General features: G+C 63.3%; 26 protein-coding genes. 15 read left to right on the top strand and 11 right to left on the bottom strand.

From position 1 onward, the window contains the following. Positions 1–73: 73 nt before the first annotated feature. The gene (locus ABMA59_RS16575) at positions 74–1,537 is read left to right on the top strand and encodes a RimK family protein (RefSeq protein WP_349006485.1); all 1,464 of its coding nucleotides are present in this window, start codon (positions 74–76) and stop codon (positions 1,535–1,537) included. A gap of 77 nt (positions 1,538–1,614) precedes the next feature. Here the strand turns inward: ABMA59_RS16575 and ABMA59_RS16570 are convergent, their stop codons facing one another. Continuing rightward, positions 1,615–2,268, bottom strand: a complete 654-nt coding sequence (locus ABMA59_RS16570) for a YfbR-like 5'-deoxynucleotidase (RefSeq protein ID WP_349006484.1) — start codon at positions 2,266–2,268, stop codon at positions 1,615–1,617. Then, positions 2,268–3,146 (bottom strand): CAF17-like 4Fe-4S cluster assembly/insertion protein YgfZ, encoded by an 879-nt coding sequence (ygfZ, locus tag ABMA59_RS16565; protein WP_349006483.1) that lies wholly within the window; start codon positions 3,144–3,146, stop codon positions 2,268–2,270. Before ygfZ ends, ABMA59_RS16570 begins: the two co-directional genes overlap by 1 nt. A gap of 78 nt (positions 3,147–3,224) precedes the next feature. On the opposite strand from ygfZ, the gene ABMA59_RS16560 reads away from it, so the two are divergent. Then, on the top strand, positions 3,225–4,556 hold the full coding sequence (locus tag ABMA59_RS16560; protein WP_349006647.1) for a dihydroorotase: 1,332 nt from the start codon (positions 3,225–3,227) through the stop codon (positions 4,554–4,556). A gap of 6 nt (positions 4,557–4,562) precedes the next feature. On the opposite strand, the gene ABMA59_RS16555 is transcribed toward ABMA59_RS16560, so the two are convergent. The 5 genes from ABMA59_RS16555 to ABMA59_RS16535 form a co-directional block, all read right to left on the bottom strand. Next, positions 4,563–5,369: a hypothetical protein gene (locus tag ABMA59_RS16555; protein WP_349006482.1), complete on the bottom strand. Its 807-nt coding sequence runs from the start codon at positions 5,367–5,369 to the stop codon at positions 4,563–4,565. 70 nt (positions 5,370–5,439) lie between these two features. Then, positions 5,440–5,697: a hypothetical protein gene (locus tag ABMA59_RS16550; protein WP_349006646.1), complete on the bottom strand. Its 258-nt coding sequence runs from the start codon at positions 5,695–5,697 to the stop codon at positions 5,440–5,442. Between the two features lie 526 nt (positions 5,698–6,223). Continuing rightward, complete coding sequence (locus ABMA59_RS16545) at positions 6,224–6,661, bottom strand: Ros/MucR family transcriptional regulator (RefSeq protein WP_349006481.1); 438 nt, start codon at positions 6,659–6,661, stop codon at positions 6,224–6,226. 397 nt (positions 6,662–7,058) lie between these two features. Beyond that, complete coding sequence (locus ABMA59_RS16540; RefSeq protein WP_349006480.1) at positions 7,059–7,436, bottom strand: TIGR02301 family protein; 378 nt, start codon at positions 7,434–7,436, stop codon at positions 7,059–7,061. Between the two features lie 64 nt (positions 7,437–7,500). Continuing rightward, positions 7,501–7,911 carry an NUDIX hydrolase gene (locus ABMA59_RS16535; protein ID WP_349006479.1) on the bottom strand — a complete coding sequence of 137 codons (411 nt, stop codon included), beginning with the start codon at positions 7,909–7,911 and terminating at the stop codon, positions 7,501–7,503. A 135-nt stretch (positions 7,912–8,046) separates the two neighbouring features. Here ABMA59_RS16535 and ABMA59_RS16530 point away from each other — a divergent pair, with 135 nt between their 5' ends. Beyond that, positions 8,047–8,823, top strand: coding sequence for an SOS response-associated peptidase (locus ABMA59_RS16530; RefSeq protein ID WP_349006478.1), 777 nt, complete (start codon positions 8,047–8,049; stop codon positions 8,821–8,823). A gap of 162 nt (positions 8,824–8,985) precedes the next feature. Here the strand turns inward: ABMA59_RS16530 and ABMA59_RS16525 are convergent, their stop codons facing one another. Continuing rightward, entirely contained in the window at positions 8,986–9,141 is a 156-nt protein-coding gene (locus ABMA59_RS16525) for a transcriptional regulator (protein WP_349006477.1), read from the bottom strand. A 551-nt stretch (positions 9,142–9,692) separates the two neighbouring features. Between ABMA59_RS16525 and cysS the strand changes: the two genes are divergently transcribed. The 11 genes from cysS to ABMA59_RS16470 all read left to right on the top strand — a co-directional run bounded on the left by cysS (position 9,693) and on the right by ABMA59_RS16470 (position 18,528). Continuing rightward, positions 9,693–11,123: a cysteine--tRNA ligase gene (gene cysS, locus ABMA59_RS16520; RefSeq protein WP_349006476.1), complete on the top strand. Its 1,431-nt coding sequence runs from the start codon at positions 9,693–9,695 to the stop codon at positions 11,121–11,123. 193 nt (positions 11,124–11,316) lie between these two features. Continuing rightward, positions 11,317–11,736, top strand: coding sequence for an endonuclease domain-containing protein (locus ABMA59_RS16515; RefSeq protein ID WP_349006475.1), 420 nt, complete (start codon positions 11,317–11,319; stop codon positions 11,734–11,736). Between the two features lie 21 nt (positions 11,737–11,757). Next, on the top strand, positions 11,758–12,153 hold the full coding sequence (locus ABMA59_RS16510; protein WP_349006474.1) for a VOC family protein: 396 nt from the start codon (positions 11,758–11,760) through the stop codon (positions 12,151–12,153). Positions 12,154–12,157: 4 nt separating this feature from the next. Then, positions 12,158–12,649 (top strand): GFA family protein, encoded by a 492-nt coding sequence (locus ABMA59_RS16505; RefSeq protein WP_349006473.1) that lies wholly within the window; start codon positions 12,158–12,160, stop codon positions 12,647–12,649. Beyond that, positions 12,646–13,137 carry a GFA family protein gene (locus tag ABMA59_RS16500; RefSeq protein ID WP_349006472.1) on the top strand — a complete coding sequence of 164 codons (492 nt, stop codon included), beginning with the start codon at positions 12,646–12,648 and terminating at the stop codon, positions 13,135–13,137. Before ABMA59_RS16505 ends, ABMA59_RS16500 begins: the two co-directional genes overlap by 4 nt. After that, on the top strand, positions 13,131–13,613 hold the full coding sequence (locus ABMA59_RS16495) for a GFA family protein (protein ID WP_425475932.1): 483 nt from the start codon (positions 13,131–13,133) through the stop codon (positions 13,611–13,613). The genes ABMA59_RS16500 and ABMA59_RS16495 overlap by 7 nt, the downstream gene beginning before the upstream one ends. Then, positions 13,610–14,086, top strand: a complete 477-nt coding sequence (locus ABMA59_RS16490; RefSeq protein WP_349006470.1) for a GFA family protein — start codon at positions 13,610–13,612, stop codon at positions 14,084–14,086. Before ABMA59_RS16495 ends, ABMA59_RS16490 begins: the two co-directional genes overlap by 4 nt. Continuing rightward, a complete protein-coding gene (pip, locus tag ABMA59_RS16485) occupies positions 14,083–15,036 on the top strand; it encodes a prolyl aminopeptidase (protein WP_349006469.1) in 954 nt (317 codons plus the stop codon). The genes ABMA59_RS16490 and pip overlap by 4 nt, the downstream gene beginning before the upstream one ends. A 172-nt stretch (positions 15,037–15,208) precedes the next feature. Next, positions 15,209–16,822 carry a citramalate synthase gene (gene cimA, locus ABMA59_RS16480; protein WP_349006468.1) on the top strand — a complete coding sequence of 538 codons (1,614 nt, stop codon included), beginning with the start codon at positions 15,209–15,211 and terminating at the stop codon, positions 16,820–16,822. Between the two features lie 91 nt (positions 16,823–16,913). Beyond that, entirely contained in the window at positions 16,914–17,831 is a 918-nt protein-coding gene (gene rarD / locus ABMA59_RS16475; protein ID WP_349006467.1) for an EamA family transporter RarD, read from the top strand. Between the two features lie 10 nt (positions 17,832–17,841). Continuing rightward, positions 17,842–18,528 carry a glutathione S-transferase family protein gene (locus tag ABMA59_RS16470; protein WP_349006466.1) on the top strand — a complete coding sequence of 229 codons (687 nt, stop codon included), beginning with the start codon at positions 17,842–17,844 and terminating at the stop codon, positions 18,526–18,528. A 27-nt stretch (positions 18,529–18,555) separates the two neighbouring features. Here the strand turns inward: ABMA59_RS16470 and ABMA59_RS16465 are convergent, their stop codons facing one another. Further along, on the bottom strand, positions 18,556–19,578 hold the full coding sequence (locus tag ABMA59_RS16465) for a CorA family divalent cation transporter (protein ID WP_349006465.1): 1,023 nt from the start codon (positions 19,576–19,578) through the stop codon (positions 18,556–18,558). A gap of 73 nt (positions 19,579–19,651) precedes the next feature. Next, positions 19,652–20,263 carry an LOG family protein gene (locus tag ABMA59_RS16460; RefSeq protein WP_349006464.1) on the bottom strand — a complete coding sequence of 204 codons (612 nt, stop codon included), beginning with the start codon at positions 20,261–20,263 and terminating at the stop codon, positions 19,652–19,654. Between the two features lie 267 nt (positions 20,264–20,530). Between ABMA59_RS16460 and ABMA59_RS16455 the strand changes: the two genes are divergently transcribed. Further along, the gene (locus ABMA59_RS16455; protein WP_349006463.1) at positions 20,531–22,402 is read left to right on the top strand and encodes a LysM peptidoglycan-binding domain-containing protein; all 1,872 of its coding nucleotides are present in this window, start codon (positions 20,531–20,533) and stop codon (positions 22,400–22,402) included. A 91-nt stretch (positions 22,403–22,493) separates the two neighbouring features. Here ABMA59_RS16455 and ABMA59_RS16450 read toward each other — a convergent pair whose 3' ends face one another. Continuing rightward, the gene (locus tag ABMA59_RS16450) at positions 22,494–22,793 is read right to left on the bottom strand and encodes a putative quinol monooxygenase (RefSeq protein ID WP_349006462.1); all 300 of its coding nucleotides are present in this window, start codon (positions 22,791–22,793) and stop codon (positions 22,494–22,496) included. Positions 22,794–22,924 lie beyond the last annotated feature (131 nt).

Here is a 22,924-nt window from a genome sequence, read left to right as displayed (position 1 = left end):
CGTTGACGGCCGTCGTGCCGCCTGGAAAACCATCCGACCCTTTGCCGCAACGCCCTCGCACACGGAATTCTCGATGACCTGGGTCATCCTCACCGGCCGCAACAGCGATCTCGACCAGGTCGACACGCCGCACAAGATCATTACCAACCGCGACTACCTCGCCCATCCGGCGCTGTTTGCCGGGCAGCGGCCGAAGGTCATCAACCTGTCCAACAGCTACGCCTACCAGAGCCGGGGTTATTACGCCTCGCTGCTCGCCGGTTCGCGCGGCCACAAGGTCATCCCCACCGTCGAGACGATGATCGACCTGTCGGAGCGCAAACTCTACGAGCACGCGCTTCCCGAACTGGAACTGGCGCTCAACAAATGCCGGAAGGAACTTGGCGGCGGCTTCCCGCCAAAAGTCTCGTTCTTCTTCGGCATCGGCCCGTCGAAAGCCTGGGACCGTTTCGCAAAGCTGCTGTTCGACTGGTTCCGCGCACCGGCGCTGGAAATAGCGATCCGCGACAGCCAGCAATGGGCGTCCATTCACCGCATCGGCTTCCATCCGCTGGCCCGCCTGACGCCGGAGGAGAAGCCGCGCTTCCTTGCCAGCCTGCAGGCCTACACCAGCCGCGAATGGCGCGATACCAAGACGCGCACGCCCTCGCGCTACAGTTTCGCCACGCTGGTCGACCCCAACGAACAGCTCCCGCCATCGGAAATCAGCTCGCTGCGCCACTGGGCGCGCATCGCGGAAAAAATGGGCGTCGAGGTCGAGCCGATCACCAAGCGGGATCTCGCGAAGCTCGCCAATTACGACGCGCTGTTCATCCGCGAGACGACGGCGATCTCCAACCACACCTATCGTTTCGCCCGCCGCGCCGAACAGGAGGGCATGCCGGTCATCGACGACCCGCTGTCGATGATCCGCTGCACCAACAAAGTCTATCTGAACGAGCTGATGACCTTCAACAAGGTGCCGGTGCCGCCGACGGTGATGATCGCCGGCCCCTCCGACTTCCAGCTCGCGGCCGACACGCTGGGTTTCCCGCTGGTGCTCAAGATACCCGACAGCTCGTTCTCGCGTGGCGTCAAGAAGGCGTCAAGCTTCGAGGAGTTGAAGACGCTGGCCATCGAGTGGCTGGAGGATTCCGATCTATTGATCGCCCAAAAATTCATCCCGACGGAGTATGACTGGCGGGTCGGCGTGCTCGGCGGCCAGCCGCTGTTCGCGGTCCATTATCTGATGGCGAAAAAACACTGGCAGATCGTCAATCACAAGGCCAACGGCAAGCCGGACCAGGGCGGCATAAAAACCTTCACGCTGAAGGAAGCGCCGCCGCATGTCGTCGAGACCGCGGTGAAGGCGGCGCGCTGCATCGGCGACGGGCTCTACGGCGTCGACCTCAAGGAGACTCGCGATGGCGTCTTCGTCATCGAGGTCAACGACAATCCCAATCTCGACCATGGCTGCGAGGATACCGGCGAAAAGGACGAGGTGTGGGTGCGGCTCACCCAATGGTTTTTGGACCGTCTGGAGCGGCAGGGCCGGTGATCAAGACTGTTCGAACACGCACCCCTGGAGGCAACCGTTCCACATCAAGGCGAGGCTCAACGCCAAGACGAAGTAGCTCACCCGGCTTCGGTCGGGATTCGGACCGTCTCGACCGCTCGCGCGGCGCGTTCCTTCTCGATCGCCGCGAAGCGTTTGAGGAAGGCGGCCTGAACGGTTTTCGCCGGACGCAGCGCCAGGTCGAGCCGGTCGGCGGAGATGCCGTTCGGCCGGCCGAAATAGCGAACCGCCTCCGCCGTTGCGAAGCCGGCAAGCACAGTCGCCTCGAAATAGGCCGCGACCTGGTCGGCGCGCTTGATCGCCGTCTTCGTCTTCTCGGCGAGTTTCGGCGGCAACGCGAACCGGAGATGGATCGCACGTTGGAGCCGCTGCTCGACCGCTTTGTAGTCGCCGCCGACCACCGCCTTGAACGGCGAGATCATGTCGCCGATGACATATTCCGGCGCGTCGTGGAGGAGGGTCGCCAGGCGCTGGTCGGGCGAGGCCTCCGGTTGCTGGACGCAAAAGATCGTCTCCACCAGCAGCGAATGTTGCGCCACCGAGAATGCGTGGTCGCCGAAGGTCTGGCCGTTCCAGCGCGCCACCCGCGCCAGGCCATGGGCGATGTCGGAGATTTCGATATCGAGCGGCGAGGGGTCGAGCAGGTCGAGCCGCCGGCCCGACAGCATGCGCTGCCAGGCGCGGGGAGGCGCTCCCGCCCGGTCCGCCGCCATCAGGCGTCTTCCGCGGCCGAGGCGTCCGCCGGGAAGGTGAACGTCGCCCAGTCCGGTATCGCAAGGGACAGCGCGGCCACGCCCGCCGTGATCGGCAGGCCGGCATCCGTTGCCGCCTTCACCTTGTCGACGCGGACGACGGCAATAGCCGAGTGGCCGGCGGACGATCCGAGCGAACCCACAGAACGGCCGCCGGCAAGGATTTCCGTGCCTGGCGGCGGCAGGTCTGCCTCGGCTGTGGCGACAAGCACGCGCCGCCGCGCCGTGCCGCGGTGCTGCATGCGCGACACCACTTCCTGGCCGACATAACATCCCTTGCGGAAGCCGACGCCGCCATTCTGATCCAGCAGCACGTCATGCGGGAACACATCGTTCAGCGCATAATCCCCGCCGCTTTCGGCTATGCCGTTGGCAATGCGAAATCTTTCCCAATTGGCGCGGTTGTCCGCATCGCCCGCCGGGCCTTCGCCATAGGCGCGCCAGACTTTTGTCGGCTCGGCAAAGCGCCTGTCGCGCAAAGCGCCATCGGGATTTGTATCGGTTTGCGCAGGGTTTGAGTTGTCTTCCCACCAAACGCGCACAAGCTGTTGCTGCAGCTTGCTGATTTCGGCTTTGGCGCGCAGCCGGTAAAGCATCAGGCGGCGGACGAAATCGTCGGCGATGTCGGCACGGCACTCGAGGAGCAGCACATTTTCGCCTTTGCGCGAGATCAAAAAGTCGAACAGGATTTTTCCCTGCGGCGTGAGCAGCGCGCCAGGCCTCGCCTCGCCGGCGGCAAGCTGATCGAGATCGGTGGTGATGATGTTCTGCAGCAGATGCTCCGCGTCCGGCCCGGAAACGGAAATCAGCGCGCGATCGTCGAGAAGGGTAGTCGGCATGCAATCGGCTCGAAGCTTGCAATCGGCAGGGCCATTACGTAAGCCCCAAAAAACCTGCGGACAAGAGTGGCGGACGAGATGGTGGCGACCTACGATTTGATCCTGACAAAAGGCACGGTCGCCAATCATGACGGCGTCGGCCGGCGCGACATTGGCGTGACCGCTGGTCGCGTGGCCGCCATTGGCGACCTGTCGCAGGCGTCCGCTGGCGAGACGGTCGACTGCACCGGCCTGCATATCCTGCCCGGCGTGGTCGACAGCCAGGTGCATTTCCGCGAGCCAGGCCTGGAGCACAAGGAAGATCTGGAAACAGGCTCGCGCGCTGCCGTCTTGGGTGGTGTCACGGCGGTGTTCGAGATGCCCAACACCAACCCGTTGACCACCAGCGAAGCTGCATTGGCTGACAAGGTTTCGCGCGCAACCTCCAGAATGCATTGCGATTTCGCCTTCTGGGTCGGCGGCACGCGCGACAATGCCGCCGACGTCGGTGAACTCGAACGCTTGCCCGGCGCGGCCGGGATAAAAGTCTTCATGGGCTCTTCGACCGGAGACCTGCTGGTCGAGGACGACGATGGCGTGTTCTCGATCCTAAACAACACCCGCCGCCGTGCCGCCTTCCATTCCGAGGACGAATTCCGCCTGCGCGAGCGCGCCGGGCTCCGCATACCCGGAGACCCGTCCTCGCACCCGGTCTGGCGCGACGAGATCGCGGCGCTGCGCTGCACGGAACGACTGGTGTCGGTGGCGCGGCGTGCGCGTGCGCGTATCCATGTCCTACACATCTCGACAGCGGAAGAGATCGCTTTCCTGCGCGGTCACAAGGACATCGCGACTTGCGAAGCGACGCCTCATCACCTGACGCTGACGGCCGACGACTATGCGCGGCTGGGCACGTTGATCCAGATGAACCCGCCGGTGCGCGAGCGCCGCCACCGCGAAGGCGTATGGCTTGGTATCTCTGACGGGGTGGTCGATGTGCTCGGCTCCGACCACGCACCGCATACGCTGGACGAGAAGGCAAAACACTATCCGGCCTCGCCGTCGGGCATGACCGGCGTGCAGACGCTGGTGCCGATCATGCTCGACCACGTGAACGCCGGGCGGCTGACGCTGGAGCGTTTCGTCGACCTGACCAGCCACGGCCCGAATCGGCTGTTCGGCATGGCCGGAAAGGGGCGTATCGCCGCCGGTTACGATGCCGACTTTACCATCGTCGACCTGAAGCGCTCCGAGACGATAACCAACGCCCAGGCCGGGTCGAAGGCGGGTTGGACGCCATATGACGGCAGGCGCGTAACCGGTTGGCCGGTCGGCACTTTCGTGCGTGGTCAGCGAATCATGTGGGAAGGCGAGATCGTATCGCCGGGCAGGGGACAGCCGGTGCGGTTTTCCGAAGCGCTGCCCCGATAGGGACTCCTATTCCCCTGCGACGAAAAACGCCCACTTGCCCTGCGGCGTGATGCCGACGCGGTAGAAGATGTAGGAACCGAAATTCTTCATCTCCTCATAATCGCCGGCCGTGACGATCTTGAACAGTTCGACGCGTTGCGGGCCCGTCAGCTTGTCCAACGGCACAGCGAAGAAATATGGCCAGACGTAGAGTTCCTCCGGCTTGCCCGCGTCCAGATGCACATAGCCGGCCGAAAGCACCTCCTCGAGGATCGCCAGGATTTCCTGTCCGTCCTCGTCGCCAGCGAGGCTTTTGAGATACTCGATCGGATCGCCTTCGATGGCGATCAGCGACAATTGGGTCATGTCGTCGCCCATGCCGAGCAACGGCCGCAGCTTCTCGATGTCGCCGCTCTTCGTGACTTCGAGCAACTGGTCACGCAGCTTCTGCACCGGGGGCGGCAACTGGCTGACGTCGTAGAGCACTTCGGGCACCGGCTCATCCGGATCGGGCCGGGCGGACTGCTGGCCGTTCTCCTCGCCGGGCTGGGTCGTGCCGTCAGGATCGGCAGGAAACGATTCGTCGGGCTCCTGGGTCGCGGAAGGCGATGACGACTCCGGCAGAGGCACCGAGTTTTCGGTGTCGTCGCCTTCCGGTGCCGGGGCGGTCGGCGCCGGGAGTTCCTCGCGCTTGATCTCGCTCAGTGCGAGCGCCGGAGCGGCGGTCAGCGAAAGCGCCAGGCCGAAGGTTAGGCAAAGCAGAACGGGCCGGCGGATACGAGAATTATCCGCGGCCGGCGCGGGGTGCCCCCTCCGGGCAGCCAGGAAGCTCATCAATAAAATCTCCGCGAAAGCGCCGTCCGCCTGTAGTCCTATAGCATGGATCGGGGATTCGCGTGACGACTCAATGTCGCGACTGCGAAGGTGCGAAGTCGCCGGCGACAACCCTCTGGCGCATGCGGTCGATCAGCGAGAGCGTGACGTTCTCGCCGCTGCAGCGGAAAATCTCGCCAAGGGCCGTGGCGAGCGCGGCTTCCGCGATGATGTCGGTCTCGATCCCGGCCGAAATACCCTCGGCCCAGGCTTCCGTGTGGCACTCAACGGCGGTCAGGCGCTTTTCCTCGCGTACCAACGCATCGATGTCACTCGTGTTATGCTCGATACTCACATCTACACCCTTCAAATCCATGACCGCGAGCGGTCAACCTGATTCAAATCTCCGAGTCTCAGGGCCGCAAAACTAAAAGATTGTAATTACGACGTTTTTTGGGTCGAATCTTACAGTCTTCCGCGAATTTCGCATGCCATGGACATTACCTATCATCAGTCTATCGCAATTGCGAACGCGAGGACACCAACGACTAAAAATTAAGTTAACCCCGAAAAGAGGGATTAACGGTTCGTTTCGGTGTGTGGCGGCGGCGCCACAATTGTAAGCCACCTAGCAAATGGAGGCCCGACCGGCCGAAGGGTCGAAAAGAAAAAACGGGCAGCCGCGAGGCCGCCCGTATCGAGATGTCAACATTTGACTACACCGGAGAGCCCAAACGCAACGCGGCTGCTCGGATGATTGCCGATTTAAGCCTGCCGGCACGGTCGCTGCAATTCGTCCAATCGGATGATATGGTCCGCAACAGGCGCTACTCCCATCCCGAAAGAATGCCTGCCGCCCAACTCCAATCGGCTTCCTAGCCGCCCTTGGGCGTTCGACCGCGTTTCTTCGGGACTGGCTCAGCCTTGCGGCCAAGGCCCATCGTCTTCGCCAATTCGGAGCGACGGGCCGCATAGCCGGGCGCCACCATCGGATAGTCGGCCGGGAGGTTCCACTTCTTGCGATATTGCTCCGGGGTCAGGCTGTAATGACTCATCAGATGGCGCTTCAGCGATTTGAACTTGCGGCCGTCTTCGAGCGAAATGAGATAATCGGGCGTGATCGACTTCTTGACTGGAACCGCCGGAACCAATTCCACGGGTTCGGGCTCTGGAGGAGGTCCGCTCAGGCTTCGTATTGCGATGTTGATGTCCGCGATAAGCCCGGGCAAGGCCGCGGCCGGGATCGGATTGTTCGTCACATATGCCGACACGATGTCTACGGTGAGTTGAAGCAGTAGCTGATCGTCGGACATCGTGCTCCTCCATTCGAAGATTATGAACTATTTGCAATAGAGCTTATGTGCAAGCGGAAATGAAAATGAAACCAGTTTCATTTCTTCTGCTGATGTTGGTGCTCAAATCGTGCCCGGCACTGCCGTATCAGTTGCGGTCCCAGAGGCCGAAGAGGTGTCCCCAGCAAGCCGCACAGGGGCACGCGGGCAGGGGCGTCTCACACCATCACTATTGATGCAGTCTTGTTCTTCGCATTCCGCCGCCGGCCCTGGGTGGTTTCAATGCGGCTGCGTGCGATACAGTATCTATTCGTGGGCGATAAATCAGCAATATCAATATTTTGAGAAAAAATTCGACGGTTTGTTGAGACATTCCCGTCTTGCCCCGCGCTTGCATTGGTCAAAAGTCGAGGGGCTCCTAGTTTCCGTATCGGACAGCTATCTCGCGGGCCAGATCCTCGCCTTCCTTCATGTAGCGGACGATCGCTTCGGTGGCAGAGGCAGTGCAGCTCGTATAGTTGTCCGCGAAGGATCTGTAGCCGCGGTTGAAACGCGCGACGAAACGCGCCCGCCGGGCCGGATCGGGATTTTCCGTGGCGAGCAGCTTTTCCATCTCCGCGCGCCAGGCATCACCCTTCTCGCCGCACAGGTTGCGCAGGAAATGCAGCGCGCCAAGGACCTCGGAGAGCCTCAGCAGGCCGTCCTCGTAGGGGCCTTCGGCGGCGCGCGCCAGCCCTGGCGGCGTTGCCGCCAGGGCCGCCGAAAGCGCTAGCACCACGTAGGAAAGTCGCACCATGAGCGTCCTGTGATGGGGCATTCTGGCGAGGGCAAGGCGAGCGACGGCGGCTTTTCTCGCGATTTCAGCGGATTGCGAGAAGCTGTTGAGCGATTTCCTCGATCATGCCGGTGAGAGGCAGCATCCGCAACTCGGTCAGCGTGAAGAACGCCGCTTCCTCGGCGTCGCTGGCGCTTACAGGCTCTCCGCCGACGTGAGAGCCGGAGAACACCTGCAGGCGGAAACTGACCGGCGCATCTCCCTTTGCTCCGCCGATCAGAAGTTCGGTCACAGGACGAAGCGGCCCGGCCTGCAAACCCGTCTCCTCGAACAGTTCTCGGCGTGCCGCTTCCTCCAGGGTCTCGCCCGCCTCCACCCGCCCGCCGGGAAAGGCATAGAGCCCACGCGACGGCGCCATGCCGCGCTTGACCAGCAGCACCCGCTCGCCGCGCACCAGCGCCACGGAGACGGCGGGGATCGGATCATCTGCAATCATGCTGTCACCTTAGGGACGATGCGATGCGATAGGGTTGCGGCCGGCTCCAGCGAATCCCACACTAAGAGTCACTGAGTCTCGGTCCGGCAGCCCAACACACCCCAGACGGGCGATGAGATCAACGGAGAAGGCCGAATGTGCGGACGATTCACCTTGATGGCAACCTGGGAAGAGGTCGTTGCCTATATGGGCCTGCTGGACGTAGAACCGTTTCCGCCACGCTACAACATCGCGCCGACGCAGCCGATCCTGATCGTGATCGCGGGCGAAGCACGTGAACCTGGCTCGAACCTGCCCGATCGGCGCGCGCTTCTGGTGCGATGGGGCTTGATCCCGCGCTGGGCGAAAAACCCCAAAAGCCTGCCGCTGCTGATCAACGCGCGCTCCGAGACGGCCGACGAGCGCGGCACCTTCAAGGCAGCGCTTCGCCACCGCCGCGCGCTGATCCCGGCCAGCGGTTTCTACGAATGGAAGACAATCGGAAGGGAGAAGCGGCCGTTCTTCCTGAAGCCGCGCAACGGTGGGATGGTTGCTTTCGCCGGCCTGATGGAAACCTATGCCGACCCGAACGGTTCGGAGATCGACACCGGCGCGATCCTGACGACGGCGGCGAGCGCCGATATCGCTGGCATCCACGACCGTATGCCGGTCGTCGTGCATCCGCAGGATTTTGCCCGATGGCTGGATTGCCGCCGGCTGGAGCCGCGCGACGTGGCCGATATCATGCGGCCACCGGAACCTGGACTGTTCGACGCGATCCCGGTTTCCGACCTGGTCAACAAAGTGACCAATGTCGGTCCGGAGATCCAGGAGCGTGTCGCCGACTTGCCGCCGGCCGTAGCCGATGCGCCAAAAAAGCCCGAGCCAAAGCCCAAGCCGCCCAAGGACGACGGGCAGTTCAGCCTCTTCTGAACAGGCTCACCTGTGGCAAGCTTTCGGCCTGCCACGGTCCAAACATTCAGCAACTCGGAATTCAGCCTGTCCCGGCAAATGGCCACGCGGTTTCGCCTGGCCTCGCACGCAGGATCAGTTCTTTGCCTCGTCCTCTTGGGAAGAGGCGCAACCGCCGGCTTCTCAGCCCTTGGCGGTGACGGCCTTCACCATCGGCTTCCGCTTCTTGGCGGCGGCCAGCGCACCGGCCACCGCGGCCGGGCCGATCGCACGATACTGCTTCACCAGGTTGGCGGCTTGAGCGCGGGCTCGATCAGCTTCGCTCTTCAGGATAGACATTTCAGTTCCCTTGGTCATTTGCTTGGCGGACGCCACTTGTTTGTCAAGTTGGACAAAACCGTGGCCGCGACTCCTACATATTCCGACAATTAAGCCATCTAAGTATAGACATGATTAAGGAAAGCTTGTCGGTGTTGCTTTCTCGTCACGTCTGGCTAGGCCCGGCGGAGCGCCTCGCAGGTCCGGAGACATCGGCTCGGCGTCATCTCCGCGTCTGCCAGGGCACTCCGCCGACCCCAACTCTGCCCTATGACGAGAAGCCTACTCGCGAAATGCAACGAAAAGGTGCCGCCCGTATGGCTTTGTCGTAACATTGTACGACCGTTCGCCTCATTTCGCGATCACGCCGCTTGACGCGTGTGGCGCCTCGGCGCGATAAGGCGGCCATGAAAACGACTTTGGCCATTTGCGGCATTTGCATTATCGGCTAGCGCTCTCGCTGGTCCGGCCGTTTTCGTTCATCCCTCTCCGATCCGAAAAACGCCCCGGCCAGCAGGCTGGTGTTTGGCGCGCCCATCGCGGAGGCGCGCACGAAGGGAACGGGACGGGCAATGACGGACAAAATCTTGCGGATCTACAACACGCTGACGCGGGCGAAGGAGGATTTCTCCCCGATCGATCCCGGCAATGTGCGCATGTATGTCTGCGGCCCGACTGTCTACGATTTCGCCCATATCGGCAACGCGCGGCCGGTCATCGTATTCGACGTGCTGTTCCGGTTGCTGCGCCATCTCTATGGCGACGATCACGTCACCTATGCGCGCAACATCACCGACGTCGACGACAAGATCAATGACCGCGCCTTGCGAGATTTCGGCAAGGACATTGCAAGCGGAAAACTCTCGCTGAACGAGGCGATCCGCCGCGTCACGGAGAAGACAGCCAACCAGTTCCACGACGACGTCAAGGCGCTGGGCTGCCTGCCGCCGACCTTCGAGCCGCGCGCCACGGAATTCGTTGAGCCGCGCCCCGACGGCAAGACCGATATGGTCGGGCTGATTCAAGGCCTGATCGCGCGCGGCCATGCTTATGAGGCCAATGGCGAAGTCTTGTTCGATATCAGCTCCATGCCGGATTACGGGCAGCTTTCGAAGCGCCCGCTGGACCAGCAGCAGGCTGGCGCCCGCATCGCCGTGGACGCCCATAAGAAGAGTCCTGGCGACTTCGTGCTTTGGAAGCTCTCCTCACCCGAAGAGCCGGGTTGGAATAGCCCTTGGGGCAGGGGGCGCCCGGGCTGGCATATCGAATGCTCCGCCATGTCGGCGGCCTATCTCGGCGAGGTCTTTGACATCCACGGCGGCGGCCTCGACCTGATCTTCCCCCACCACGAGAACGAGATCGCTCAGTCGCGCTGCGCCCACGGCACCGCCGTGATGGCCAATTACTGGCTGCACAACGGCTTTCTGCAGGTCGAAGGCCGGAAGATGTCGAAGAGCGAGGGCAATTTCGTCACCATCTACGACCTGCTGCATACGGAAAAGTTCGGGGGGCGGAAATGGCCGGGCGAGGTGTTGCGGCTGGCGATGCTGATGACGCATTACCGCGAGCCGATCGATTTCTCCGTGCGCAAGCTGGAGGAAGCTGAGAATACACTGCGCAAATGGAAGCGCGTGGCCGACACCGCGACCGATACCGACGCAGCCGTCTCCGGCGAACTCCTGTCTCGGCTGGCCGACGATCTCGGCACCTATTCTGGGTTCCAGGTGCTCAACGAACTCGCGGCGGAAGCGTCCGAGCAGTCTGAGGCGGCGAGTGTGCTGAAGGCCAGCCTTGCGTTCCTCGGTTTTGACATGTCGCATGCAGGCGTGGACGAGGCCGAGGTCTCGGCGCGCATCGCCGAGCGCTTGGCCTTCATAGCGCAGAAGAACTGGGCGGAGGCAGACCGCATCCGCGACGCGCTTCTGGCGGAAGGCGTGCAGTTGAAGGACGGCAAGGACCCCGCCACCGGCCAGCGCGTAACGACCTGGGAGGTGAAGCGGTGAGGGGGGCGGAAAGCACCCCCCTCTGTCCTGCCGGACATCTCCCCCTCAAGGGGGGAGATTCGCAGCGTCGCCCCCCGCGCCTTTCGTGCAACGTTGATGATTGGCGAAACCAAAGCGGCCGGCCAATCTCCCCCCTTGAGGGGGAGATGTCCGGCAGGACAGAGGGGGGTGATTGGTCGAGGCATAGCCGCCCATGACCCACTACCCCGTCCCACCCGCGAACCGCAAAAATGCACGAAAGATGCGTCGCGCTCTCACCGAGGCCGAGCTGAAACTGTGGAATGAGTTGCGAGCCCATCGTTTGATGGAACTTCCTTTCCGGCGGCAAATGCCGATCGCTGGCTACATCGTCGATTTTGCCTGCCCTTCCAAAAAACTGATCATAGAAGTCGACGGCTCCCAGCATGCCGACGCTGAAACAGCGAAGGCCGACGAAGCGCGCACGGGGAAACTGGAGGCGCTGGGCTGGACCATCCTCCGCTTCTGGAACGGCGACGTCCTCTCCGACCTCGACACAGTCTGCACCCACATCGTCATCGCCGCAGGTCTCATGGCCGAGGACGCAAAGCTTCAAGCACAAAACCTAGAAATGCTAGATACTGCGTCAGCCTGAACGGCCAGTGGAGGATTTTCCATGATCGACCATACCGGCATCACCGTTTCCAATTTCGAGGTCTCCAAATCCTTCTACGACAAGGCCATGGCGCCGCTCGGCGCGTCGCTGCTTTATGTCGTACCGACCGAATATACCGGCGGCATCAAGGTCGGCGGCTATGGCCGCGAGCGCCCGACCTTCTGGCTGCGCGAGGGCGAGGGCGGGAAGGAGCGTCAGCACATTGCCTTCACGGCGCGCAACCGCGCCGAGGTCGACGGATTTCACGCCGCGGCGCTTGCCGCCGGCGGCAAGGACAATGGCGCGCCGGGGCTGCGCCCGCATTACCACCCGAATTATTACGGCGCCTTCGTCATCGATCCGGACGGCAACAACATGGAGGCCGTCTGCCACGAATACGAGCCGGAGAAGGGCTGAGGCGATGAGCCTGGACAACGTGCCCCTCTATTCCGGCGGCTGCCAGTGCGGCGCGGTGCGCTTCCGCGTCGAGGGCGCGCTGGGCGACGCCTCGGTCTGCCACTGCCGCATGTGCCAGAAGGCGGCGGGTAATTTTTACCTGCCCCTGGTGTCGGTGCGGCAGGCGAAACTGACCTGGACGCGCGGCGAGCCGAAAAAATTCCGGTCGTCGAATTTTGCCTTCCGTGGCTTCTGTGGCGATTGTGGCACGCCGTTGACCTACGAGGCGCCGGACGGCGTTGCGCTGACGATCGCCGCCTTCGACAAGCCGGAGGAGATCGCGCCAACGATCCAGTGGGGCACCGAGGCGAAGCTGCCCTATGTCGACCACATTCCGGACCTGCCGGGCGAAGACACGATGGCCGACATCAGTTCCGCACCGTTCCTCGCCGACCTCGTTTCCTACCAGCACCCCGACCACGACACGGAGACTTGGCCACCGGAGGACAGACGATGAGCGCAGTTCCACTCACCGGCGGCTGCCAGTGCGGCGCCGTGCGTTACTCCATAGCCGATGCCGGCGAGGAAGCATTCCTCTGCCATTGCCGAATGTGCCAGAAAGCAATGGGCAATCTGTTTTCGGCGATGATCATGGTGCCAACAGACTCGATCACCTGGACGCGGGGACAGCCTGCGACCTTCCGCAGTTCCGGATCGGGGCAACGCGGTTTCTGCGCCGCCTGCGGCACGCCGCTCTGCTACATCGGCGATTATGGCCATCGGGTGATCACGATCGGCTCGCTCGATCATCCGGAACGCCATAAGCCGAAGACGCAGGACGGGTTGCAGGGTCGCATGCCATGGTTCGTCGAACTGACCAGCATACCGGAAGAAGGCGAGACCGGCGGCGGGCCGGATGCCGAGTGGGTGGTAGCCATCCGCCGCTCCAACCGCCAACACCCTGATCACGACACCGAAATCTGGCCACCGGAGGAGAAATCGTGAGCACGGGCGCGATCACCGGCGGCTGCCAGTGCGGTGCGATCCGCTATCGCGTCGAGGGCGGGCTGACCAATGCGCATATCTGCCATTGCCGCATGTGCCAGAAGGCGGCCGGCAACTATTTCATGCCGCTGGCCAAGGCGCCCAATGGTAGGCTACAGGTGACACGCGGCGAGATAGCCTACTTTCATTCGTCCGATCTCGTGCGGCGGGGCTTCTGCCGCGACTGCGGCACGCCGCTGATCTTCGAAACGCTCGGCGGCACGGGACCCAACGTCACGCTGGGCAGCCTAGACGATCCGTTGGCGGTCAAGCCGGGTTTCCAGGGCGACCCGGACGCCAAGATAGGCTGGCTTGACGATCTGTTGGGGTTGCCGGCCGACGAGAATTCTACCGCTTGGTTCGAGAAGGTTGCGCTGTCGAACCATCAGCACCCCGATCACGACACCGAAACCTGGCCGCAGGAGCAAAGATCATGAGCGAAACCGTTCGAACCGGCGGCTGCCAGTGCGGCGCGGTGCGCTTCCGTATCCACGGGAAACTCGGCCGCCCGTCGATTTGCCATTGCCGCATGTGCCAGAAACAGTTCGGCTCGTTCTTCTCCGCGCTGGTCACCGCCCCCAAGGACGGCGTGGAGTGGACCCGCGAGGAACCAAGCTATTTCCAGTCGTCGATCAACATCGACCGCGGCTTCTGTCCGCGCTGTGGCACGCCTCTGACCTATCGCCATCCGGACGGGCTGGAGATCGCCATCGGCGCCTTCGACGACCGCTCCGACCTCGCCCCTCAGATCCAGGTCAACTATGCCGTGCGGTTACCCTGGGTGGAAAAGATCTTCGAGGCCAAGGTGCATGAAGACCCGAGTTATTATTCGCGGCAGGAGCAGATCATCTCTTTCCAGCATCCCGACCACGAAACAGAAAACTGGCCTCAAAGCGGACTGCAGCTATGACCTTGCGTACATTCTACCCGGCCATCGAGCCGTTCGAGACCGGCATGATGGATGTCGGCGACGGCCACATGGTTTACTGGGAGCGCGTCGGCACCAGGGGCGCCAAGCCCGCCGTCTTCCTGCATGGCGGGCCGGGCGGCACCAGCCTGCCGAAATATCGAGGCTTCTTCGACCCGGCGCTCTACGACGTCATCCTGTTCGACCAGCGCGGCTGCGGGAAATCGACGCCCAACGCCTCGCTGGAGGCCAACACCACCTGGCATCTGGTCGACGACATCGAGCGCCTGCGCAAAATGATGGGCGTCGACAAATGGCTGGTGTTCGGCGGCTCCTGGGGCTCGACGCTCGCGCTCGCCTATGCCGAGGCGCATCCCGAGCGGGTCAGCGAACTCGTCGTGCGCGGCATCTATACGCTGACCAAGGCCGAACTCGACTGGTACTATCAGTTCGGCGTGTCGCAGATGTTCCCGGACAAGTGGGAGCGCTTCCTCGCCCCGATCCCGCAAGCAGAGCGCGGCGACATGATGGCCGCCTACCGCAAACGGCTCGTAGGGTCCGACCGCGAAAAGCAGGTCGAGGCCGCTCTTGCCTGGAGCCTGTGGGAAGGCGAGACGATCACCTTGCTGCCCGAGCCGTCGACCAGCGACCCGTTCGGCGAGGTCGACTACGCCATCGCCTTCGCGCGCATCGAGAACCATTATTTCGTCCATGCAGGCTGGCTGGAGGAGGGGCAGCTTTTGCGTGATGCGGGGAAGCTCAACGGCATTCCCGGCGTCATCGTGCATGGCCGCTACGACATGCCGTGCCCGGCCAAACATGCATGGCAGTTGCACAAGGGTTGGCCGGATGCGGAGTTTTTCCTGGTGGAGGGGGCAGGGCACGCTTCGTCGGAGCCCGGCATTCTGGATCGGCTGATCTACGCGACGGACAAGTTTGCGGGGAAGGTGTGATGACACGCTGCGCGATTTCCCTCCCCCTTGAGGGGAGGGTGGCCGCGAAGCGGCCGCGTGGGGTCCTTGCGGCCGCGCTCCAATGTTACTGTGTGTCGCGCGCTTCCTCGACCGACCCCCTCTGGCTGCTTTGCAGCCATCTCCCCCTCAAGGGGGGAGAGAAGGCAGCGCCATGAAACCTCGCCTCTATCTCTTCGACACCACCCTTCGCGACGGCCAGCAGACCCCGGGCATCGACTTTTCCGTCGAGGACAAGATCGCCATTTCAGCGATGCTGGACGAGTTCGGCCTCGACTATGTCGAGGGCGGCTATCCCGGCGCCAACCCGACCGACACGGCGGTTTTCGCAAAGAAGCGCACGCAACGCGCCAAATTTGTCGCCTTCGGCATGACCAAGCGTGTCGGCGTGTCGGCGTCAAACGATCCTGGCCTTGCGGCCCTCTTGCAGGCGAAAAGCGACGCCATCTGCTTCGTGGCCAAGAGCTGGGACTATCACGTGCGCCTGGCGCTCGCCTGCACCAACGACGAAAACCTCGACGCCATCCGTGCCTCGGTCGAGGCGGCGCGTGCCGCTGGCAAGGAGGCCCTGGTCGACTGCGAGCATTTCTTCGACGGGTTCAAGGCCAACCCGGACTATGCGCTGGCCTGCGCCAGAACTGCCTTCGACGCCGGCGCACGCTGGGTGGTGCTGTGCGACACCAATGGCGGCACGCAGCCGTCGGATATCCGGGAGATCGTCGGCAAGGTGATCGCCGCCGGCATTCCGGGCCAAAACCTGGGCATCCACGCCCATGATGATACCGGACAGGCGGTCGCCAATTCGCTCGCAGCAGTCGAGGCCGGCGTACGCCAGGTGCAGGGCACGCTGAACGGCATCGGCGAGCGCTGCGGCAACGCCAATCTCGTCACGCTGATCCCGACGCTGATGCTGAAGCCTGCCTATGCCGACCGCTTCGACACGGGCATTTCGGCCGAGGCGCTGGCCGGCATCTCGCGCCTGTCGCGTAATTTCGACGAGTTGCTGAACCGCGCGCCGGAGGCGCAGGCGCCCTATGTCGGCTCCTCGGCTTTCGCCACCAAGGCCGGCATCCACGCCTCGGCACTGGTCAAGGAGCCGCAGACCTACGAACACGTGCCGCCCGAAAAGGTCGGCAACCGCCGGAAAATCATGGTGTCGGACCAGGGCGGCAAGGCGAATTTCATCGCCGAGCTGAAGCGGCGCGGCATCGACGTGCCGCGCGACGATTCCAGGCTGGATTCGCTCATTGCCGTGGTCAAGGAGCGTGAAGCCGAGGGTTATGCCTATGAAGGCGCCGACGCCAGCTTCGAGCTGCTGGCGCGTAGAATGCTGCACACGGTGCCGGAATTCTTCCGCGTCACATCATTCCGCTGCATGGTCGAGCGCCGCTTCGATGCTAATGGCCAGCTTAAGACCGTGTCTGAAGCGATCGTGAAGGTGACAATCGACGGCGAGGAGCGCATGTCGGTGGCGGAGGGCCACGGCCCGGTCAACGCTCTGGACATCGCGCTGAGAAAGGACCTCGGAAAGTTTCAGCACGAGATCGCCGATCTCGAACTGGCCGACTTCAAGGTGCGTATCCTCAATGGCGGCACCGAGGCGATTACCCGCGTGCTGATCGAGTCGCACGATGCTTCCGGCGCGCGCTGGTGGACGGTGGGCGTCTCGGAAAACATCATCGACGCGTCGTTCCAGGCGCTGATGGATTCGATCGTCTTCAAGCTGATGAAGAACCGCGACATGGCAGGGCTGGTGGCGGCGGAGTAACTCCACCGCCAGCCGCTGGCATAAACGAAAGTGCGCCTCCTATCAGAAGTTTGCATTGGTCGATGGCTCGGCTTTGGCCCATATGCCGTCCATGAGCACGCAGTCCATTGACGCAACCGCCGACGGCGATGCCCGCCGCGGCTTCCTGTTCGCCCTTTCGGCCTATCTCGTCTGGGGCATTCTGCCCTTCTACATGAAGGCTGTCGGCCACATCCCGGCGGCGGAAGTTGTCGCCCACCGCATCATCTGGTCGGTGCCGATCGCCGGCGTGGTGCTTTTCCTGCTTGGCCGCACGGCCGATATCAAGCACGCGCTGCGCACGCCGCGCACGCTGGCAATGGGCTCGCTGACCGCCGCGCTCATTACGCTCAACTGGGGCATCTACGTCTGGGCCATCGGCAACGGCCGTACGCTGGAGACGGCGCTCGGCTACTACATCAATCCGCTTTTCAGCATTTTTCTCGCGGCTGTGCTGCTCGGCGAAAAACCGAGCAAGGCGCAGATGGTGGCGATCGGGCTGGCGGCGCTGGCCGTCGTCATCCTCACATGGGAGACTGGCGGCTTGCCCTGGGTGTCGCTCGCGCTGGCGATCAGCTGGGGCTTTTACGCACTGTTCAAGAAGACGCTGCCGATCGGCCCGGCACAGGGCTTTTTCCTCGAAGTGCTGCTGCTCGCGGTGCCCGCGCTCGGCTACATCATCTATCTGCAGGTGCGCGGCGAGGGCCATTTCGGCACCAGCACGGCGCTGGATTTCTGGCTGCTGCTGGCGGCCGGGCTCGCCACCGCCGTGCCGCTGATCCTCTACGCCAACGGCGCGAAGCTATTAAAACTGTCGACCATCGGCATTATGCAATATATAGCGCCTACCATCGTATTCCTGATCGCCGTCTTCATCTTCCGCGAGCCGTTCACGCCGGAAACCGCCGTGGCGTTTGTGCTCATCTGGGCGGCGCTTGCCATCTACAGCGGCTCGATGTTTTTTGGACGCAAGGACGCCGGTCAACGCTGAGGGGTTGCCCATGTATACGCTGCATATCGCCAACAAGAACTATTCGTCCTGGTCGCTCAGGCCCTGGCTGCTAATGCGCATGCTTGATATTCCCTTCGAGGAACATCAGGTGCCGTTCCCGACCGGGCCGAGTTTTGAGCTCTATCGGCCGTTCTCACCGAGCGGTCGGGTGCCCTGCCTGACCGATGGCGATTGGGCGGTGTGGGATTCGCTGGCGATCGTCGAATACCTCGCCGACCGGCATCCTGGCGTCTGGCCCGAGGATACCGTCGCGCGGGCCTGGGCCCGCTCAGCGTCCGCCGAGATGCATTCGAGCTTCAGCGCGCTGCGCAACGACTGCCCGATGAACTGCGCCGTGCGCGTCGAGCCGAAGCCGATGTCCGACGCGTTGAAATTCGATCTGTTCCGCCTCGCCGATCTCTGGAACGACGGATTGAAGCGTTTTGGCGGGCCTTTCCTGGCCGGGCAAAAATTCACCGCCGTCGATGCCTTCTTCGCCCCTGTCGCTTTTCGCGCCCAGTCCTACGGGCTGACGTTCGACGGCGCGGCGAAAAACTATCCGGCGTTGCTGCTCGATCTTCCGCCGATGCGCGAGTGGTATGAAGCTGGCATCGCCGAGCCGTGGGTCGAGGAGAATCATGAGGCGGAAGTCCGCGCCGCCGGCAGGATCGTCAGGGATTTACGCGCGGCGGTGTAGGCGTGAAGCAGAAAAAGGGCCGTGCTCCTACATCCCGTCGCCCAGCCGGCGCACGAAATACAGCGTCGCGGCGGCGACGCACAGCGACAGCACCGTCACCAACCAGAAGCCTGCGTGATAGCCCATGAAGGGCAGTCCATCGACATTCATGCCGAAAAGGCCGGAGATGATTGTCATCGGCAGCAGGACAGCGGTCATCACCGACAAAATGTAGAGCAGCCGGTTGGACTGCGCCGACAGTTTCGCCATCAGTTCGTCCTGCAGCAATCGGGCGCGCGCCTGCAATTGCTCGCTGTCGTGATGCACGATGAAGGCGTGGTGCGACAGCCGCGCGGTCATATCGGTCAGCGTCTCGGACAGGTCGAGCCTGTGCGCGTGGTCCAGATGTTTGAACAGGCCGGTCAGGCTGGCCATCTGCCGATGGATCACAACGAGTTTGCGCCGCACGTCGACGAGCGACTGCCGCTCATTGTGCCAGGCGTCGCAGACGATGCGGTCCTCTATGCCATCGAGCTGGTCGGTGATCTCGGCCAGTTCGGCGCTGATGCCGTCGAGCGACTGGTTCATCACCGCCTCGATCAGATCGGCCGGCTGGCGGAACGGCCGCCCGCGCTTGTCGATCATCTTGCGGATGGCGTCGACGGAGCGCAGCGGCTGTTTTCTGGCGCCGATCAGCATTTTTTCGTCGAAGGCGAAACGGAAATGCCCGCGGCCGCGCGCTTCCTTGGAATAGTCGTGGCGCAGGTCCGGCAGGTCGCCGTAGAGCCAATTGTCCTCGAGATCGATATGGCAATCGAAGCCGGAGCTCATAAAGGCCTCGCGCACCGGCTCGGGCAAGGCGCTTTCGGCCGAAATCTCGTTGCGGGCGCGCGCATCGCTGATGTGATAGCTGCGCCACGACCAAGCCGCCGCGCTTACGTCCGTCGTGGCGAAGCCGTTGGCGTCGAAATAGTAGACGAAAAACAGGCCGTGCTCGTCCGGCGTGGCGGCGGAAAGCAGGTCTTCGCGCTGTTCGGGGGCCAGTTTTTCGGTTCGCGTGATGTCGTCCATGGTGGTCCGTCCGCAGGCGTAAGCCCTTGATCTTTACACCAACGAACCGGTCAGCACCATGACGGTGCCACCTTCACATCTTCTCGATGACCGCCTTCTCCCCCTCGCTCGGCGTGCCGGCATTGGCGGCCTCGACCAGGATGCCTGGAACGATCGCCTCGACCTTGTCGATCACCAGCGGCTGGACGAGATGGCCGGTGTGGATGAAACCCTCGGCGCGCATATGATCGATCAGCGCCAGCATCGGCGTCCAGAAGCCGGCGATGTTGGCGAAGACCATCGGTTTGCGGTGGTGGCCGAGCTGGCTCCAGGTCATGATCTCGACGATCTCCTCGACCGTGCCGATGCCGCCCGGCAGCGCCACAAAGGCGTCGGATTCCTCAAACATCCTGTGCTTGCGCTCATGCATGTTCTCGGTGACGACGATGTCGTCGAACTTGCCGAGGCTTGCTTCGGTCGCTTCCCGGTTGAGAAGGAAGCGCGGGATTATTCCGGTCACCTTGCCCCCGGCCCGGAGAGCGCCCTCGGCGACAGCACCCATGATCCCCTTAGTGCCGCCGCCATAGACTAGGCGCAGGCCTGATTCGGCGAGCGATCGTCCGAGCGCATGGCCGGCCTTCATATAGATGTCGCTCCGACCGGGGGAGGAGCCACAGTAGACGCAGACGGATCGAATCGTGTTCATCATGCGATTGGTTAGGGTATAGACCGTTTGGGTCAAGGGAAGAAAACGGGCATTTCCTTGTCGCTGCCGCCAAAACAGGCTAGACCGCGCTTAGGTGGCAAAAGGTTCCTGTAAAAAGGAATCATGCCGAGGGGTAGTATCGGGCGGTAGACGGCTCGCGAGTCGACAGGGGGACGCGTAAACCTACGCCGAGCCGGACGTCTCGCGGATGACTGTGGCAGCCCGGCGTTGCGCGTATCGGAAGATCGCTAAGGGGCGAACGGATAGATGGCACTTACTCCGGTCAAGGTACTGCTGTTTCTGGCGGGTGGAACGGCCGCCATCGGCGGAACCGCCTATGTAGCGGGCGTGTTCGATCCGCAGCGGAAACCGGCGGTCGTCGATACGGCTCCGGCGGACCAGAAGCTTGCCGCCCTGCCGCCCGCCGATGCACCCTCGGGGCCGGCCAAGGCATCCAGCACGCCGACGGACGACAAGCCTGCCGTCGAAGTCCCGAAGCCACCATCGAGCGATTTGCCCGCCGCGGCCGCTCCTGCCGCACCCGAACAGCAAGCGGCCCTGCCGCCCGCCGCCGCGCCATCGAAGACCGAGGCCGCCGGACCGGCCGCGGCCGAGACGAACAAGCAGACGACAGTCGAGGCGCCGGCTTTCGACCTCGTCCGTGTCGAAGCCGACGGCTCGATCGTCATTGCGGGTCATGCAGCCCCGAACGCCAAGGTCGAGGCGATCATCGGTTCTCGTGTCATCGGCTCGGCGATGGCGGGTCCGCAGGGCGATTTCGCCATCGTGCTCGACGAGCCGCTCGCGCCGGGCGACTACCAGATCGTGCTGCGCTCCATCGCGCCCGGCAATGTCGTTGCCATGTCGACCGAGACGGCCGTGGTCTCGATCCCCGATGCGCCGGACGGCCAGGTGCTCGCGCTGGTCGAGGAGCCTGGAAAACCGTCCGAACTGATCACCGTGCCCGAGCCGAAGGCCAAGCCATCCACGCCGCCTGCCGGTTCCGGAACGGCCGCCGCCGGAACGACGTCTCCGGCATCCGGCGATCAGGCCGCTGCCGGTTCTGCGACGGATCAACCTCAGGCGGTGGTGGCGAATCAGCAGCCCTCGTCCGTGGGTGAAAAGCCGGCCTCCGGTGGGCAGGATGTGGCGATTACGACGCCTGGGCCCGCCAAAGCTTCGCAGGACCAGCTCGCGGGCGGCCCTAAAGTCGCCGTCGACGCCGTCGAGATCGAAGGCCGTCGCATCTTCGTCGCTGGTTCTGCCGATCCCGGCCGCGTGGTGCGCGGCTATGCCAACGAGATCCTGCTCGGGGATGCAAAGACGTCTGGGGCCGGGCGGTTCCTCATAGAAGCCGAGCGTGACCTGCCGGTCGGCGACTATATCATCCGGGTCGACGCTCTCGGACCGGACGGTGCCAAGGTGATTGCCCGCGCCGCGGTGCCTTTCGAGCGCGAGGCCGGCGAGAACGTTGCCGCCGTGGCCGCGCAGGGCGAACCCAAACCTGATGGTTCGCAGCCGCAGTCGTCGGTGAAGCAATCCACGGGCGACAAGGTCGCGTCGGGAACCCAGGCGCGCCTGGGCAATCCCGCGCCCGAAGCGCGGGCCGGGCAGGGGACGGATCGGCCGAAGGCAGCTGCAACACCTGTCCAGGCCGAGACGGCGGCTCTCGCCGCCGGCACGCCGGCAAATATTGCCTCCGCCGATGCTTCGTCCGATGCCAGCGCTTCCGCGCCATCAGGCATCGAAGGTGCTCAGAAATCCGCGAACGCTGCCTCGAGCGGCGCGTCCGACAAGCCCGCCGCCTCCGCCCCCGATCAGGCGGCCACGCAACCCGCGCCGTCCGGCGGAGCCGAAACGGCTGCGGCTCAGGCCGACGTGCTGTCGCCAAAACTGCAGAATGTCGGCGGATCGGTTATCATCCGCCGTGGCGACTCCTTGTGGCGCATTTCGCATCGCGTCTACGGTCACGGCCTGCGGTACTCGACCATCTATCTCGCCAACCAGCACCAGATCGATGACCCCGATCGGATCTATCCCGGGCAGGTCTTTTCGGTGCCGAGCAAGACCGAAAAGGGCGAAGAGGCCGACATGAGCACGCTTGGCGAACAGGCGGTGTCGCCTGTGGTGCGGCAGTAGAGGGGTCGTGTCAGGCATTGCAGCCTTGGCTCGATGGCGTCCGGCACATCGGCATGGCTGACGCCTGAGCCAGATCTTGCCCGGCTCCCAGTCACGTCGCCCTCGACGCACTCACCTCGTGCAATGTCAAATCCCGGTCGGTGATGCCGAGCGTTGGCCAGGTGGCGCGCCAGCGGGCGATGTGGGCGGACGCGAAATGCGCGTCGAGCGCCGCTTGGTCCCGCCAGTGTTCGACGACATGCACCAGTCCATCATCCAGCAGGTCGATGGCGTAGGCGTAGCCGAGGCATCCGTCCTCGGCACGGCTGGCCAGGATCATGGCTTGCATGACCGGCCTTGCCTCGGCCAGTTTCTCCGGCCGGATGCGGAACGTCCCGGTTATCAGCAACATGGCAAGCCCCCAAAATCTCGTTTCACAAAACCGCGGCAGGCACCATTTACAATGTCTCTCCGGGTGAAAAACCGAAATCTGATTCTCTCAGCGATTGCCCTGGCGGGATATATCGTCTATCGTCGATAGAC

The organism is Mesorhizobium yinganensis, assembly GCF_040081985.1.
Lineage (GTDB): Bacteria > Pseudomonadota > Alphaproteobacteria > Rhizobiales > Rhizobiaceae > Kumtagia > Kumtagia yinganensis.
The sequence above is the reverse complement of the archived record's forward strand: the minus strand, read 5'-3'. Positions and strand labels throughout refer to the sequence as shown.